The sequence below is a fragment of the Haloarcula nitratireducens genome, from assembly GCF_019599505.1.
This window is the reverse complement of sequence record NZ_RKLT01000001.1, coordinates 933,718-949,860: the sequence shown is the minus strand read 5'-3', so window position 1 is coordinate 949,860 and position 16,143 is coordinate 933,718. Positions and strand designations below refer to the sequence as shown.

The 16,143-nt window shown below is 67.1% G+C and carries 12 protein-coding genes and 2 tRNA genes; 6 read left to right on the top strand and 8 right to left on the bottom strand.

All coding sequences use genetic code 11. From position 1 onward, the window contains the following. The first annotated feature begins 68 nt into the window (after positions 1-68). Complete coding sequence (locus EGH23_RS04815; RefSeq protein ID WP_220578874.1) at positions 69-1,469, top strand: ABC transporter substrate-binding protein; 1,401 nt, start codon at positions 69-71, stop codon at positions 1,467-1,469. A 35-nt stretch (positions 1,470-1,504) separates the two neighbouring features. Here EGH23_RS04815 and EGH23_RS04810 read toward each other — a convergent pair whose 3' ends face one another. Genes EGH23_RS04810 through EGH23_RS04795 form a run of 4 tightly spaced genes read right to left on the bottom strand, consistent with a single transcriptional unit; the run spans position 1,505 to position 5,490 of the window. Next, positions 1,505-2,260 carry an ABC transporter ATP-binding protein gene (locus tag EGH23_RS04810; RefSeq protein ID WP_220578873.1) on the bottom strand — a complete coding sequence of 252 codons (756 nt, stop codon included), beginning with the start codon at positions 2,258-2,260 and terminating at the stop codon, positions 1,505-1,507. Beyond that, on the bottom strand, positions 2,257-3,099 hold the full coding sequence (locus tag EGH23_RS04805) for an ABC transporter ATP-binding protein (protein ID WP_220578872.1): 843 nt from the start codon (positions 3,097-3,099) through the stop codon (positions 2,257-2,259). Before EGH23_RS04805 ends, EGH23_RS04810 begins: the two co-directional genes overlap by 4 nt. Continuing rightward, on the bottom strand, positions 3,092-4,378 hold the full coding sequence (locus tag EGH23_RS04800) for a branched-chain amino acid ABC transporter permease (RefSeq protein ID WP_220578871.1): 1,287 nt from the start codon (positions 4,376-4,378) through the stop codon (positions 3,092-3,094). Before EGH23_RS04800 ends, EGH23_RS04805 begins: the two co-directional genes overlap by 8 nt. Continuing rightward, positions 4,375-5,490: a branched-chain amino acid ABC transporter permease gene (locus EGH23_RS04795; protein WP_220578870.1), complete on the bottom strand. Its 1,116-nt coding sequence runs from the start codon at positions 5,488-5,490 to the stop codon at positions 4,375-4,377. Before EGH23_RS04795 ends, EGH23_RS04800 begins: the two co-directional genes overlap by 4 nt. Before the next feature lie 205 nt (positions 5,491-5,695). Between EGH23_RS04795 and EGH23_RS04790 the strand changes: the two genes are divergently transcribed. The 4 genes from EGH23_RS04790 (at position 5,696) to EGH23_RS04775 (ending at position 10,773) form a co-directional block, all read left to right on the top strand. Then, positions 5,696-8,803 carry an FAD-binding and (Fe-S)-binding domain-containing protein gene (locus EGH23_RS04790; protein WP_220578869.1) on the top strand — a complete coding sequence of 1,036 codons (3,108 nt, stop codon included), beginning with the start codon at positions 5,696-5,698 and terminating at the stop codon, positions 8,801-8,803. Between the two features lie 49 nt (positions 8,804-8,852). Beyond that, positions 8,853-9,980 (top strand): helix-turn-helix transcriptional regulator, encoded by a 1,128-nt coding sequence (locus EGH23_RS04785; protein ID WP_220578868.1) that lies wholly within the window; start codon positions 8,853-8,855, stop codon positions 9,978-9,980. Between the two features lie 67 nt (positions 9,981-10,047). After that, positions 10,048-10,122 (top strand) — tRNA-Glu (locus tag EGH23_RS04780). A gap of 105 nt (positions 10,123-10,227) precedes the next feature. Next, complete coding sequence (locus EGH23_RS04775) at positions 10,228-10,773, top strand: DUF21 domain-containing protein (protein WP_220578867.1); 546 nt, start codon at positions 10,228-10,230, stop codon at positions 10,771-10,773. A 39-nt stretch (positions 10,774-10,812) separates the two neighbouring features. Here EGH23_RS04775 and EGH23_RS04770 read toward each other — a convergent pair whose 3' ends face one another. The 4 genes from EGH23_RS04770 to EGH23_RS04755 form a co-directional block, all read right to left on the bottom strand. Next, positions 10,813-10,998 carry a DUF7576 family protein gene (locus EGH23_RS04770; protein ID WP_220578866.1) on the bottom strand — a complete coding sequence of 62 codons (186 nt, stop codon included), beginning with the start codon at positions 10,996-10,998 and terminating at the stop codon, positions 10,813-10,815. 63 nt (positions 10,999-11,061) lie between these two features. Further along, positions 11,062-12,243 (bottom strand): bifunctional sugar-1-phosphate nucleotidylyltransferase/acetyltransferase, encoded by a 1,182-nt coding sequence (glmU, locus tag EGH23_RS04765; protein ID WP_220578865.1) that lies wholly within the window; start codon positions 12,241-12,243, stop codon positions 11,062-11,064. A 251-nt stretch (positions 12,244-12,494) separates the two neighbouring features. Next, positions 12,495-12,569 (bottom strand) — tRNA-Glu (locus EGH23_RS04760). 225 nt (positions 12,570-12,794) lie between these two features. Beyond that, on the bottom strand, positions 12,795-14,759 hold the full coding sequence (locus tag EGH23_RS04755; protein ID WP_220578864.1) for a 3-hydroxyacyl-CoA dehydrogenase/enoyl-CoA hydratase family protein: 1,965 nt from the start codon (positions 14,757-14,759) through the stop codon (positions 12,795-12,797). Positions 14,760-14,873: 114 nt separating this feature from the next. On the opposite strand from EGH23_RS04755, the gene EGH23_RS04750 reads away from it, so the two are divergent. Continuing rightward, complete coding sequence (locus EGH23_RS04750) at positions 14,874-16,031, top strand: acyl-CoA dehydrogenase family protein (RefSeq protein WP_220578863.1); 1,158 nt, start codon at positions 14,874-14,876, stop codon at positions 16,029-16,031. Positions 16,032-16,143 lie beyond the last annotated feature (112 nt).

Sequence of the window (16,143 nt, the reverse complement as noted above, 5' to 3'; positions counted from 1 at the left end):
TTCCGGTGCCGTACGGCGCCCGGAGACGGGCAACCTATTTCTACTAGTGGGTGCAAACTCGAATAGATATGAGTCGTGATAACAGTAGACGAATGTTCCTCAAGCGCACCGGCGCGCTCGGTACGCTGGGCATCGCCGGCCTCGCCGGGTGTTCGACCGAACCGAGCGATGGCGGAGACGGCGGAGACGGGGGCAGTGACGGCGGAACCGGTGACGGCGGCGACGGCGGTAGCACCGGAACCGGGACGGAGGGCGGCGACGGCGGTGACGGCGGGGCCAGCGACACGCCCGACGTGTTGATGGTCGTCGGCTACCCGCAGAGCGGCGTCCAACTGTTCAAGGACTACTACTCCGACTACGGCGACGATACCGTCGACATCCTCGTGACCGACGGGTTACAGGACGGCAGCCTCCCGGGCGACGTCGGCAACGACATGTCGAACGTCCAGGGGACCGCCCCGTCGGCGTCCGGTCCGGGCGTCGAGACGTTCACGAACCTGTTCCTCGAGGAGTTCGACTACGAGCAGGCGGGCGTGTTCACCTCGCAGGCGTACGACGCCAGCGCGGTCCTGATTCTGGCCAACCTCATGGCGGGATCGAACGACGGGGCGGCCGTCCGCGACAATATGCGCGTCGTCGCCAACCCCGGCGGGACGACCTATACCCCGTCGGAACTCCCCGACGCGGCGGCGGCGGCCGCCGCCGGCGAGAACATCGAGTACGCGGGGGCCTCCAGCAACGTCAACTTCGACGAGGCGGGGGACATCACCTCCGCGCAGTATCAGGTGTTCGGCTTCACGCAGTCGGGCGTCGAGACGCGAGACACTATCGAGTTCGGGGGGTCGGGCGACCTGCCGCAGCCGGAGCCGTCCGGGAGCGGCAGCGGGAGCGACCGAACCGTGAGACTCGGCGTCCTGCAGCCGGAAACCGGCGACCTCGGGCCGCTCGGCCAGCCGATTCGGGACGCCGCCTTGCTCCCGGCCATGCAACTCCGGGACGCCATCGACCAGTCAATCGAGACGCAGGTCGGTGACACCCAGTCGCAGGCGCAGGCGGCCGTCAACGCCGCCAACTCGCTGGTCAGCGCCGGTTACCCGATGATTACCGGGGCCGCCAGTTCCGAGGCGACGATTCAGGTCGCCCGGAACGTCCTCGTCGACAGCCAGGTCGTCGGCTGTTCGCCGGCCTCCACCTCGCCCGCCATCACGGACCTCGAAGACGACGACTTCGTCTTCCGGACGCCGCCGAGCGACGCGCTGCAGGGGCAGGTGCTCGCCCAGGTCGCCACCGAGGAACTCGGGGCGTCCTCGGCGTCGACGCTGTATCTCAACAACAGCTACGGACAGGCGCTCCAGGAGAGCTTCGTCAGCGCGTTCGAAGAACAGGGCGGCTCCGTCGTCCAGCAGGTCGGCTTCGAGTCCCAGCAGTCCTCGTACACGTCACAGCTGAACAGCGCGCTGAATCAGTAGCGTCAGTTCGACCCGGAATTCACTATTTTCGCCGCTCAGCCGCCGAGGAACTCCCGTCTGACCTGCTGGTCGGCTAGCAGCGTCTCGCCGGCGTCCTGATAGCGGTTCCGTCCCTGGACGAGGACGTAGCCGCGGTCACAGCGTCTGAGCGCCTCCTTGGCGTTCTGTTCGACCATCAGAATCGCGGTGCCGTCGTCGTTGATGCCGTCGATGCGGTCGAACATCTCGGCGACGAGGTCCGGCGCGAGACCCGCCGAAGGTTCGTCCAAGAGGAGCAAGTCGGGGTCCAGCATCAGCGCGCGACCCATCGCCAGCATCTGCCGTTGACCGCCCGAGAGCGTCCCCGCCTTCTGGGTCGAGCGCTCGCCGAGGATCGGGAACCGGTCGTACACCGCCCGAATCCGGTCCTCGGGCACCTCGTCTAAGATGTACGCGCCCATCTCTAAGTTCTCGCGGACGCTCAGCGACGCGAAGACGTTGTCGGTCTGGGGGACGTAACCGATGCCCTGGTGGATTATCTGGTCCGGGCGGCGCGCGCTGATGTCGGTGCCGTCGAACAGTATCTCGCCGCCCATGTGCGTCGTCAGGCCGAAGACGGACTTCATCACGGTGGACTTCCCCGCGCCGTTGGGGCCGACGACGACGACGTACTCGCCGTCGCCGACGTCCATGTCGACGCTCTCCAACACCTGTAAGTCGCCGTAACCGGCGTCCAGGTCGCGGACCGAGAGCAGGCTCTCGGTGATCTCTGGGAGCGTCGCGTCCTCGGCCCGGGTCGCGCGCTGACTCATACGTCGCCTCCCAGATACGCCTCCAGGACGCGTTCGTCGCGCTGGACGGTCTCGGCGTCGCCCTCCGCGAGGACCCGCCCCTGATGCATGACGATGATGTGTTCGCAGTGTTCCATGATGACGTCCATGTCGTGTTCGACGAGCAGGAACGTCAGGCCCTCTCGCCGGAGTTCGTCGATGCGGTCCAGCAGTTTCTCTTCGAGCGTGGGGTTGACGCCGGCGAGCGGTTCGTCCAGTAAGACCATCTCGGGGTCGGTCATCAGGACGCGGGCCATCTCCAGCAGTTTCCGCTGACCGCCCGAGAGGTTGCCGGCGTTCTCGTGGGCGAGGTGGTCGATCTCGAAGAAGGAGAGCGTCTCCCACGCGTCCTCGACGACTTCGGCTTCGTCGCGCTCGACCGCCTCGCGGAGGCCCGGAAGCACCGCCCGAATCGCCGACTCGCCGACCTGCCCCGGCGGCGCGAGCATGACGTTTTCCAGCACCGTCATCTCGGAGAGCTCCCGGGCGATCTGGAACGTGCGGACGAGGCCGCGCTCGGCCAGCGCGTAGGGCGGGAGCCCGGTGACGTCTCGCCCGTCGAACCGGACGGTGCCGGCGGTCGGTTCGTGAATGCCCGTGATGCAGTTGAACGTCGTGGACTTCCCGGCCCCGTTCGGGCCGATGAGCCCGGTCAGCGAGCCGGGAGCGACGCGGAAGGACGCGCCGTCGACGGCGGTGACGCCGCCGAACTCCTTGCGGAGCCCCTCGACTTCCAACAGGGGCGAGTCGATGGCCTCGCTGGTCGTCGGCACGCCCTCGCTCGGACCGCGTTCCGCTCCGACCGTCTCGGCGTCACTCATCGGTCTCACCCCCGCTATCGGCGGGTCGGTGTCGCGTCAGGTCGACGCTGGTCGCCGGTTCGCTCCGGTTGCCCAGTATCCCCTGCGGGTAGTTCTGGATGATGTAGATGAGGACGACGCCGATGAGAACGAACCGGAGCGTGCTGACGTTGCTGATCGTGTAGGCTAAAAGCGGCGTCGGGTCCAGCGACCCGAGCGCGGCGACGGCTTCGACGACGTTGCCCGGCGCGTTCGTCCCGAACGTCGGGAAGTACTCGCCGAGGCGGGCGGGCAGGTAGAAGAGGAGCGCCGAGAACGTCGCCGCGCCGAGGACGCTGCCGGTGTTGGACCCGGACCCGCCGATGATGAGCGCGGCGAAGACGTAGAACGTGATGGCCGGGCGGAACTGCGCGGGGCTGATGTACCCGGCCCCGCCGCGGAACAGCGCGCCGGCCAGCCCCATCAGCGCACAGCCGATCATGAACGCCTTTATCTTGAACAGGCGGGTGTCCTTCCCGAGCGACTGGGTCACCGTCTCGTCCTCGCGGATGGCCTTCAGGACGCGGCCGAAGGGCGATTTGACGAGTCGGTTCAGGACCCAGTACGCGCCGACGACCAGCGCGAAGAGGGCGAGGCCGTAGGCGATGTTGACCACGTTCGGCCCGGAGACGCCGAGGCTTTCGGCGATAGCGACGAGCGGCCCCCCCAAGCCTCTGACGACCTCGGCGATCACGTCGTCGGGTGCGGGAAAGGAGATGCCCGTCGCGCCGCCGGTGCCGAATCGCCTGCCGAACACCTGTACCTCCGCGACGCCCTGCCAGTTGACGAACAGGCGGATTATCTCCGAGAGCGCGACCGTGACGATGGCGAGGTAGTCCGCCCGCAGCCGGAGCGCGGGGAGGGCGGCGAGCGCGCCGACCAGCGCGGCCATGACCATCCCGCCCAGCAGGCCGAACCACAGCGGGAGACCGAATCCGGGGACGCCGCCGGCTCCGGGATCGGCCGGCGCGGTCAGGATGGCCGTCGTGTACGCGCCGACGGCCATGAAGCCGGCGACGCCGATGTTGAACAGGCCGGTGTAGCCCCACTGGAGGTTCAGCGCCAGCGTGAGCAGCGCGTAGGCCCCGATTAACACGGTGACGCTCCCGACGAACCCGGCCGCGAGGTTCGCGGATTGGGCCGCGCCGACGGAGAAGGCCAGTACTGAGAGCACCAGCCAGATGGCGAGGACGAACAGGGCGACGAGCGCGGCGTCGGGGAGTGCGAGCAGTCTCGCCCGAACGTCTTCGACGGCGCTCATGCCGTACTCACCCCGCTGAAGATGCCCGACGGTCGCAGGAGCAACACGACGATGAGGACGGCGAAGGCGGCGGCGCGGGTCAGCCCCGACGGGAGCCAGATGAGCGCGAGGCTGTCCACGAGGCCGATGAGGACGCCGCCGGCCATCGCGCCGTAGATGGAGCCGATGCCGCCGACGATGACCGCCGCGAAGATGAGCAACAGGAGGATCCAGCCGAAGTTGAAGGCGATGGTGCCCCGTTCCAGCACGAGCAGATAGCCGCTGACGCCCGCCAGCGCGCCGCCGAGGACCCACGTCAGGCGGACGACCCGCTCGGTCGGGATCCCGGTGATCCGCGCCAAGTCCTCGTTGTCGGCCATCGCGCGCATCGCCTTCCCGAGTTTCGTCCGCTGGAGCAGGAGGTGGACGGCGAGCATGAGTACCACCGAGACGACGAGGAGCGCGATCTCGTTGTCCGTGACGGTGACGCCGGCGCCCAGCTGGACCTGCGCGCCGACCGTGGCGACGCCGCTGGTCTGCGTGCTGAAGACGAACGCGATGAGATAGCGAAGCGCCAGCGCCACGCCGATGGAGGCGATGAGCAGCGAGATGTTGTCCGCGCCGCGCATCGGACGGTAGACGAGGCGGTCGACGGCCAACACGACGCCGACGGTGCCGACGGCGGCGGCGACCAGGCCGAGGAGGACGAAGGCGTACGTCGAGGCGGTGCTCAGTTGCCGCCCGCCGTCGAACAGGAACAGGTCGGCGATGGGGGCGCTCGTCGCCAGGTTGGCGAGGACGAAGGCGGTGACCCACCCCGCGAACGCGCCGACCGTCACCGTATCGCCGTGGGCGAAGTTGGCGAAGTCGAGGATGCTGTAGGTCATAGAGAGGCCGATGCCGGCCAGTCCCACCGCTAATCCGACGAGTAAGCCGTCCAGTACCATCGACGCGAGCGACCCCGCGGTCAGCGATCCACCCATGACGCGGTAGCCCAGCGCGTACACCGTCGTCCCGGCGAGTTTGGTCACGAGGTCGGCCAGTAGATAGGCGACGGCGACGGCGACGACGCCGGTCCCGGGTCGCTCGATGGCGACCCGCCGCCCGTCCGCGACTGTGTCAGCGATTCCCATTGTTGGCTGTGTTTCTGCACTCGAACGTAAATAACTCTCCGGTGATTTCGGGTCGCTACGCGGCCGGAATCGGGGATCGAGCGGTGGCGTATGACAGCGCACTGTCGGATAATGCCGTTATCGACTTCGCCGAACTGGGTCGTGCGGGACGTTGACGGTTGCCAACAGCCGACAGTATAACGTCGGCTCGCCCGAACCACCGGACATGGGCGCTACCGAGCAGGGACCGAGCGACGACCCGGCGAGCGACGCGCGAGCGGACTACGACTACCAGACCGACGCCGTGATGCGGCCGGGCATGGTTTCGGACCTCGCGGAGCGAATCGCGGGCGACGTCCGGTTCGACGAGTACTCCCGACAGCTGTACGCCACCGACGCCAGCGCGTACGAGGTGACGCCGGTCGGCGTCGTCTACCCGGAGTCGACCGACGACGTGGCCACCGTCGTCGGCTACTGCGCGGGGCGGGAGATTCCCGTACTGCCCCGCGGCGGTGGGACGAGCCTCGCCGGGCAGGCGGTCAACGAGGCCGTCGTCCTCGATTTCACTCGACACATGGACGGCGTGCGAGAGATCGACCCCGAGGACCGAACTGCGACGGCGGACGTGGGAGTTCGACTCGGCGATTTGAACGACGAACTCGCCGCCCACGACCTGAAGTTCGCGCCGGACCCCGCGTGGGGCGATAAGTCCGCGCTAGGCGGTGCCATCGGCAACAACTCGACCGGCGCGCACTCGCTGCAGTACGGCAAGACCGACCACTACGTCGAGTCCTGCGAGGTCGTTCTCGCGGACGGCACCGTCACCACCTTCGGCGAGGTGGCCGTCGAGACGCTCCGGGAACAGGGCGACCCGGAGGGCGACCTCGAAGCGCGCATCTACGCCGAAGTCGCGCGAGTCGTCGACGAGGAGACCGACGCCGTCGAGTCGGCGTTCCCGCAGCTGAAGCGCAACGTCTCGGGGTACAACCTCGACCGCCTCGTCGGCGAGGCCCGCGGCGAGTACGGCGACGAGGGGACGGTCAACCTCGCGCGACTGCTGGCCGGGAGCGAGGGGACGCTCGCGGTCGTCACCGAGGCGACCGTCTCGCTGGAACCCGTCCCCGAGACGAAGGCGATGGCGCTGCTGACCTACGAGGACCTCGTCTCGGCGATGGAGGACGTGGCCCCGATCCTCGACCACGACCCGGCGGCCGTCGAGGTGCTCGACGACGTGTTGCTCGATCTGGCGGCGGATACGGAGGAGTTCGGCGACCTCGTCGCCGAGATGCTCCCGGCGGGCACCGGCGCGGTGCTGCTCGTGGAGTTCTACGCCGAGGACGACGCCGAGGGGAAACAGAAGGTGGCGGACCTGCTGGCCGACCGCGTCGGCGACGTGGCGACCGAGCGCGACCCGAGCGACGGCGCGGCCGATATCACCGCCGCCGACGTTCGGGCGTTCCACGCCCGCGAGGCCCACGACGACGACGAGCGGGCGCGCTTCTGGAAGCTCCGGAAGTCCGGCCTGCCGATTCTCCTCTCGCGGACCAGCGACGCCAAACACATTAGCTTCATAGAGGACGCCGCCGTCCCGCCGGAGAACCTCCCGGAGTACGTCGCGGACTTTCAGGACCTCTTGGAAGACGAAGGGACCTTCGCCTCCTTCTACGCCCACGCCGGGCCGGGCTGTCTCCACATCCGGCCGCTCGTGAACACCAAGACCGTCGAGGGCGTCGAGCGGATGGAGGCCATCGCCGACGGCGCGACGGACCTCGTCAGAGAGTACGGCGGGAGCGTCTCGGGCGAACACGGCGACGGCCGCGCACGCACGCAGTGGAACCACAAACTGTACGGCGACGAGGTCTGGGGCGTCTTTCAGGACCTCAAACGGGCGTTCGACCCCGACTGGTTGCTGAACCCCGGCCAGGTCGTCGGCGTCTCCGAGGACACTGTCGAGGCGGGCGGGGCCCCGCGGCGCGCCCGGACCGTCGACATGACCGAGAACCTGCGATTCTCGCCGGAGTACGACTTCGAGTACGAGTTCGACCCCGCGCTGGACTGGCCCAACGAGAACGGGATGCAGGGGATGGTCGAACTGTGCCACGGCTGCGGCGGCTGTCGCGGCCCGCAGGAGACCACCGGCGGCGTGATGTGTCCGACCTACCGCGCGGCCGACGAGGAGGTGACGAGCACTCGGGGCCGAGCGAACATGCTCAGACAGGCCATGAGCGGCGACTTACCGGACGACCCCACGGACGGCGAGTTCGCCTCGGAGGTGATGGACCTCTGTATCGGCTGTAAGGGCTGTGCGAAGGACTGCCCGAGCGAGGTCGACATGGCGAAGCTGAAAGTCGAGGTCGAGCACGCCCGTCACGAGCGGGAGGGCGCGAGCCTCCGCGAGCGGCTGTTCGCCAACATCGAGACGGTGAGCAGGGCGGGCAGCGCGCTCGCGCCGCTCTCGAACTGGGCGCAGCGGCTCCCCGGCAGCGGCGTAGTGAGCGAGAAACTGCTCGGCATCGCCCGGGAGCGGGACCTGCCGACGTTCGAGTCCGAGTCGTTCACCGACTGGTGGGCCGATAGAGGACCGCGGGTTTCGGAGGCCGACGCCGAGCGGCGGGCGCTGTTGTTCCCCGACACCTACAACAACTACAGCGACCCGGCGGTCCTCCGCGCGGCCGTCGAAGTTCTGGAGGCGGCGAACGTTCACGTGCGAGTTCCCGACGACGTGACCGCGTCGGGCCGGGCGGCCCACTCGAAGGGGTTCGTCGACGTGGCCCGCGAGCGGGCGGCGACGAACGTCGCGGCCGTCGCGCCCGAAGTACGGGACGGCTGGGACGTGGTCGCCGTTGAGCCCTCCGACGCGGTGATGGTCCAGTCCGACTACCTGGACCTCCTCGGCCACGACCACGATGCAGCGACGACGGTGGCCGCGAACGCCTTCGGCCTCTGTGAGTACCTCGACCGGTTCGCGCTGGACGCGGGCGTCGACTGGGACCCCGACGGGGCGGCGCTGACCTACCACGGCCACTGTCACCAGAAGGCCGTCGGGAAGGACCACCACGCCGTCGGTGTCCTCCGGCGTGCCGGCTACGACGTGGACCCGCTGGATTCGGGGTGCTGTGGCATGGCCGGCAGTTTCGGCTACGAGGCCGAGCACTACTCGATGAGCAAGGCCATCGCTCGCATCCTCTACGAGCAGGTCGACGGGAGCGACGGCGAGGCGGTCGTCGCGCCCGGCGCGTCCTGCCGGACCCAGTTAAGCGACCGGCCGCGGGGGAGTAAGCCCACCCATCCGGTCGAGAAACTGGCCGACGCCGTCGGCGGCGTCAGACGGTAGGGGGACCATTCACAGCGCTTTTATGCTGTCCTCGGGTCATAAGACCTAGATGTCTCGCGCGGCTGCCGCCGTCGTCGTCGCTCTTCTGCTCGTTCCCAGCCTCGCCGCCGGACCCGCGCTCAGCGCGCCCGAACCGGCGAGCGTGCAGACCCCCGACGGCTTCACCGAGACGACCTTCCGCGTGACGGTGTACGAGAACGGCTCCGCGACGTGGGCCATCGAACACCAGACGCCGCTGTCCAACGAGTCCGAACAGGAGACGTTCGAGGCCTTCGCCGAGGAGTTCGAGCGCAACGAGACGGAGCTGTACGCCGACTTCGTCGAACAGGCCGGGTTGCTCACGCAGTACGGGACCAACCAGACGGGGCGAGCGATGGGCGCGCGGACGTTCGACCGCTCCGCCTCGGTCAACCCGGTCCAGAGCACGGGGACGGTTCGCATGTCGTTCCTCTGGACGAACTTCGCCAACGCGACCGGCGAGCGGGTCGTCGTCAGCGACGTCTTCCAGGGCGGGTTCTACATCGGACAGAACCAGTCGCTGGTCGTCGAACGGGGGCCGGGGCTGGGGTTCGCGGAGGCCCAGCCGTCTCCGGATTCGCGGAGCCAGCCCGGCTCGCTGGCCCGCAGTGAGACGGTCACCTGGGTCGGCGAGCAGTCCTTCACCGACCAGCGACCCTACGTCGAACTCGGGCCGCGCGAAGTAGTGCTGGCGAACGAGCCCGGATCCGGTGGCGGCTCGCTGCTGGCGGGCGACATGCTGCCCTTCGTCGTCGGTATCGTCGTCCTCGCGCTCGGTGCCGTCGCCGTCGCGGCGTGGCGTTCCGGCGTCGCCGAAGCGGCCCTGGGAGGCGCAGATACCGGGGGAGCGCCGCCCGAGACGACGCCCGGTGGCCAGTCCAGAGCGCCGTCCCAACCGGAGCCCGAACCGGCGGTCGCCGACGACGAGTTGCTCACCGACGACGCCCGCGTCCTCAAACTGCTCGAAGCCAACGGCGGCCGGATGAAACAGGTCGACATCGTCGACGCCACCGACTGGTCGAAGTCGAAGGTCAGTATGCTCCTCTCGGAGATGGAAGACGACGGCGAGATCAGCAAACTCCGGGTCGGCCGCGAGAACATCATCAGTCTCGCCGGCGAGGAACCGGACGCCGCCGGCTCTCCCTTCGAGGAGGAGTGAGAAACCCACACAGAGCGCTTTCGAAACACAATCATTATACGTATCTCCGTCCTCCGATTCAATGTACGCTCCGTTGGTGTAGTCCGGCCAATCATATCACCCTCTCACGGTGATGACCAGGGTTCGAATCCCTGACGGAGCATTTCTCAATTTCGACGTACCGAGCGATAGCGACGTCGTTGGCTGTCGAACTCGGGACCGTGAGCGATTCGTCGGTTCTTTCACACGACGGAGTGTCCGACCGTGTATGTCGACACCCGTCTTGCCGACGCTCGCCGCCGTCGTCGTACTGCTCTGCTGTAGCGCCTTCTTCTCCAGCAGCGAGACGGCGCTGTTCTCCCTCTCGCGGGAGTGGCTGGCGGCCGCCGCGACGACGGACCCGCGAGCGGCCGCCGCCGAGGACGTGTTGGCGGACCCACACCGCCTCCTCGTGACGATTCTCGTCGGGAACAACGTCGTCAACATCGCCCTCTCGAGCCTGCTGACGGCGGTGTTCGTCGAGCGGTTCCAGTCGGGCATCGCGGTGGTTCTGACGACGCTACTGGCCACCAGCGTCGTCCTCGTCGCCGGCGAGATCGTCCCGAAGTCCTACGGACTCGGCCACGCGCAGACGTTCGCGCTCCGGGTCGTGACGCCGCTGCGATACGTCGAGCTCCTGTTGTACCCCGTCGTCACCGTTTTCGACGCGTTCACTCGGTGGATCTCGACGCGCATCGGCGGGCAACAGACCATCGAGGAGACGTACGACGAAGTTGATGGTCCGGCGGACGCGACCGACGCGAAACGACGGTGAGGCCGCGACGAGGCGGGGCATCCGCAGAAGCGAGCCGGTTCAGGACTCGTCCCACTCGGTCTTACAGTCCTCGCTACAGAAGTGGACGGTCTGAACGCTGTCGTCGGCGACCCACGTCGTTACCCGGTGTGTGACTTCGTTGACTATCGCGTCGCCGCAGACCTCGCAGTTCGGTGCCTCCTCCTCGTCGACGTCCTCGTGGTGGTCCGAAGTTGGGTCGACCATCTTACCTGTGCGTCGGTTCCGCCCTACTTAATCCCATAGAATCGCCGCGAGGGCGAGGTCGCTCTACCGGTCCCGAGTGACGCTCTCGCCGGGGGCCGTCGTCGCGCCGGGCGAGAGGACGACGCCGGGGTTGAGGCTGGTGTTGATGGCCGTTCGAGCGCCGTCGCCCGCGACGACGCCGAACTTCCGGCGGCCCGTCGAGACGCGGTCGCCTTTCACCGTCAGCTTCACTTCCGTGCCGTCGTGGCGGAGGTTCGCCACCTGCGTCCCCGCGCCGAAGTTCACGTCGTGACCCAGCACGCTGTCGCCGACGTAGGAGACGTGCGGGACGTTCGAGTCGGCCATGACGACGGTGTTCTTGATCTCGACGCCGTGACCGACGTGCGCGTTCTCGCCGAGCATCGTCGCGCCGCGGACGTACGCGTTCGGCCCGAGGTGCGCGCCCGACCGGACGAGCGCCGGTCCCTCGATGGTGACGCCGGGCTCGATGACTGCCCCCTCTTCGACGACGACGTTGCCGCGTAGCTCCGCGTCGCCGCGGACGTCGCCGTCGATGCGGCGGGTCTGCTCGTCGAGTTTCCACTCGTTGGCTTCGAGTAGTTCCCACGGCCGGCCCACGTCCAGCCAGCGGTCCACCTCGACGGCCGTGACCGAGCGCTCCTCGATGACGCGGGCGACCACGTCGGTGATCTCGCGCTCGCCGCGGTCGCTGAGGGGGACGTCCAGCCACTCGCGGGCTTCGGCGGGGAAGACGTACGCGCCGGCGTTCGCCAGTTCCGTCGGCGGCTCTTCCGGTTTCTCGACGACGTCCGTGACGCTGTCGCCGTCCGTCGAGAGGACGCCGTAGTTCGAGGGGTCGCCGACGCGAAACGCCGCGATAGAGGGGGCGGCGTCGAACAGCGTCGAGATGCTCTCCTCGTCGTAGAGGTTGTCGCCGTTGAGAACGGCGAACGGCCCGTCTAAGTATTCGTACGCTGCGCTGACGGCGTCGGCCGTCCCCTGCTGTTCTTCCTGAACGGCGAAGGAGACCGGCGCACCGCGGTACGTCTCGCCGAAGTACGACCGGACGGCGTCCGCTTCGTAGCCCACCACGAAGATCAGTTCGTCGGCCCCGGCCTCGATGGCCATGTCGGCGGTGTGGGCGACGAGCGGTCTGTCGGCGACGGGCAGCATGGGTTTCGGCGTGTTCGCGGTCAGCGGACGCATCCGTGTCCCTTCCCCGGCCGCGAGAACGACTGCTTGCATGTGGACTGTGCGTCTCGTGGACCGCGGAAATAGCTACTGCCTTCACTCTCTTACTGTTCGTTTCGGCGACATCCGCTCCCGGTATCGGTGAATAGTCGCGAAGTGATTGCGAGTCTCACGGATGGACGCCGTCGGTGTTCGCCACGCCGCAAACAAATCCTTCGACGATCTGACCGTCGCCGCTTACGATGTCTCGATACCGTCTGAGAACGTCGCGGCCGCTCCATCGCTCCGTTGCTTCGATAGAAATGTGCTCGGTATGGGATTTGAACCCATGTCCTCGGCTCGAAAGGCCAAGATGATTGGCCGGACTACACCAACCGAGCGCATTCTGGCGTTTCGGGTGCTCCAATTTAACCCCATCGAAATCTCGACTCTCTGGGGCGCGGTCACACGCGCCGCTCGGCCCGTCTCCGAGGCCGTTCGACAACTGGCGAAGTACGGTACGAAAACCGACGCATCGGGTGAGACGAGGGTAACTGACTCGGCGGCGCTGCTTCCCCTGGAAATCGGGCTCACTTCCGTCAGAGCGAGCTCTTACGACGGTTTCCTCACTTCCCTTGGAAGTTCGGTTCTCCGTCGCCCATGAAGGCCGTGATCCCTTCCATCACGTCCTCCGTACCGATGAGGTGGCCGAAGGCCTGCGACTCGACTTCGAGCCCGGCCTCGGTGTCGTCGCGGCCGGCGAGCATCGCCCGCTTGGTGAACTTCTGGGCGACCGGCGGGCCGGCGGCGAGGTCGGCGGCCAGTTCGAACGCGCGGTCTTCGAGTTCGCTGTTGCCGACGACCTCGTTGATGAAGCCGTAGTCGGCCATCTCCTCGGCGTCGTAGCGCTCGGCAGTGAAGATGATCTCCTTGGCGCGGCCCTCGCCGACGATGTTGGCGAGACGCTGGGTGCCACCCCATCCCGGCAGGAGGCCGAGATCGTGTTCGGGTTGACCGAGCTCCGAGCGCTTCGAGGCGACCCGGAGGTCCGCACAGGTGGCCAGTTCCATCCCGCCGCCCAGCGCGTAGCCGTCGATGCCGGCGACGACCGGCATCGGGCATTTTTCCAGTTTGCCGAAGGTCTCTTGGCCCTTCTTCGAGAGTTCGACGGCTTCCAGCGGCGTCGCGTTGGAGGCCATCGACTGGACGTCGGCCCCGGCGGAGAACGCCTTGTCGCCGGCCCCGGTCAGCAGTATCGCGCGGATCTCGTCGTCGTCGCTGAGGATGTCGACGGCGTCCGTGAGTTCGTCCATCAGTTCCGGGCTAATGGTGTTCATTCGGTGGGGGCGGTCGAGTTCGATGCGACCGACCATCTCGCCGACGTCGGCGACGTTGATGTTCTCGAACGTCGCTTCCGAGTCCTCGTCGGCGCCGTAGAAGCCACCCGCCTCGGCGGCCGAGCGCAGACCCTCAGAGACTTCGTAGCGCTCCTCGCTGGTCTCCTCGTGGACGGTCTTGAGCGTCTCGACGAGCGAGTCCAAGCCGGCCTTATCGGCGAGTTTCGCGGGGCCTTCGGGGAAGCCGCCGCCGAGCATGACCGCCTCGTCGATGTCCGCGACGGGCGCGACGTCGTTCTCGACGAGCTTGCCGACTTCGTTGGCCATCACGGCCAGCAGGCGATTCTCGACGTCTTCGCGACCGGCGTCGGTCGGGATGTCAGCGCCGCCGTCGTCGTAGTCGTAGAAGCCCTTGCCGGTCTTCTTCCCGAGTTCCTCGCTATCGACTTTCCGTTCTAAGAGCGGACACGGCTCGTAGGCGTCACCGAGCATCTCGTGCATGTATTCGAGGACGTGCAGGCCGACGTCGTTGCCGACCTGGTCCGAGAGCTCGAACGACCCCATCGGGAGACCGATGTCGAACTTCGTGGTCGAGTCGACCTCCTCGATGGTGGCGACGTCGTCGTGGACGAGCCAGCAGGCCTCGTTCATCAGCGGGACGAGGATGCGGTTGACGATGAAGCCGGGCGAGTCTTTGCGGACGCGGACGGGCGTCTTATCGAACGCCTCGGCGAGTTCCTCGATGGTGTCGAGCGTCTCGTCGGCGGTGTACTCCCCGGAGATGACCTCGACGAGTTGCATCCGGACCGGGGGATTGAAGAAGTGCATCCCGCAGAACTGTTCGGGGCGCTCGGTGACCTCCGAGAGCTCGGTGATGGAGAGGCTGGAAGTGTTCGTCGCGAAGATGGCGTCGTCTTTGGCGTACTTCTCGACGTCGGTGTAGACGTCTTTCTTTATCACCATCTTCTCGGGGACGGCCTCAATGACGACGTCGGCGTCGCTGACGGCGTCCTCGACGTCGACGAGCGCGGTGACCCGACCGAGTGCCTCGTCGGCCTCTTGTTGGGTGAGCTGGTCCTTCTCGGCGAGCTTGTTCAGCGACCACTCGATGTTGTCGTAGCCGTCCTGGACGAACTCCTCTTTGATGTCGCGCATCTGCACCTGGTAGCCGGCGAGCGCGGCGACCTCGGCGATTCCGTGACCCATGTTGCCCGCGCCGAGCACCGCGACCGTCTCGATGTCCTCGAAATCCATGACATATGTCCCCACTGCCGGCCCACGTTTCAACGTTTCTCTCGCCGAAGAACCTCTATCGAGTTTATTTCAGATTACGAACCATTAATTGGGTGCCACGCGAACACATCGCACATGGACTTCGCACTGTCCGACGAACAGCGTCAGATTCGCGACGAGGTACGGCGCTTCGCCGAGAACGAGGTCGCGCCCGTCGCTACGGAGTACGACCGCGAGGAGAAGTTTCCCCGCGAGATCGTCGAGAAAGCCGCCGAGATGGGCCTGACCGAGGCGAACGTCCCCATGGAGTACGGCGGGGTCGGCTACGACACGCTGACCAACGCCGTCATCGCCGAGGAACTGTTCGCCGCCGACCCCGGCATCGGCCTGTGCATCCAGTCCGCGGCGTTCGGCGCGGACGCGCTCGTGGGATTCGGGACGGAGGCCCAGAAGGAGGAGTACCTCGAACCGGTGGCGGCGGGCGAGGCGATCATGGGGACGGCGATCTCCGAACCCGACACGGGGTCGGACGTCTCGTCGGTCTCGACGCGGGCCGAGAAGGACGGCGACGAATGGGTCGTCGACGGTAACAAGATGTGGATAACCAACGGCACCGTCGGCGACTACTTCGTCGTCCTCTGCCGGACGGACCCCGAGGCCGAGGGTCGGTACAACGGCTTCTCACAGATCCTCGTCGAGGCCGACCGCGACGGGTTCGATGCCGAGAAGATAACGGGCAAACTCGGCATCCGCGCGTCGGACACGGCGGAGTTGCGCTTAAACGACGTGCGCGTTCCCGAGGCGAACCTCGTCGGTACCCGGGGGGCCGGCTTCCTGCAGTTGATGCAGTTCTTCGACGAGACGCGGACCGGCGTCGCCGCGCAGGGCGTCGGCATCGCCCGGGGCGCGGCCGAACGCGCGCTCGAATACGCCAAAGACCGCGAGCAGTTCGGTCGATCCATCTCCGAGTTCCAGGCCGTTCAGCACAAACTCGCCGAGATGTTCACCGAGATCGAGGCCGCGAGACAGCTGACCTACAAATCGGCGTGGAGCGTCGACAACGCCGACGACCGGCTCACGAAACTCGCGTCGATGGCCAAGGAGAAGGCCTCTCGGGTCGCCGTCGAGACGGCCGACGAGGCGGTCCAGATCCACGGCGGTGCGGGCTACGTCGACGACTTCGACGTCGAACGGTTCTACCGCGACGCGAAGATCACCCAGATCTACGAGGGGACGACCGAGATCCAGAAGAACATCATCGCCCGGGAACTACTCGGCAAGGGAATGGTATAGCGCGACCGTCGTGAGCCGCCGAAGGACGGCTTACTCTCGTGACAACGCGAGCGCAACGCCGTCACGGTGACCCTTCTACCCGTACTCGCTGGGTAACTAAGCGTCGCCCGGG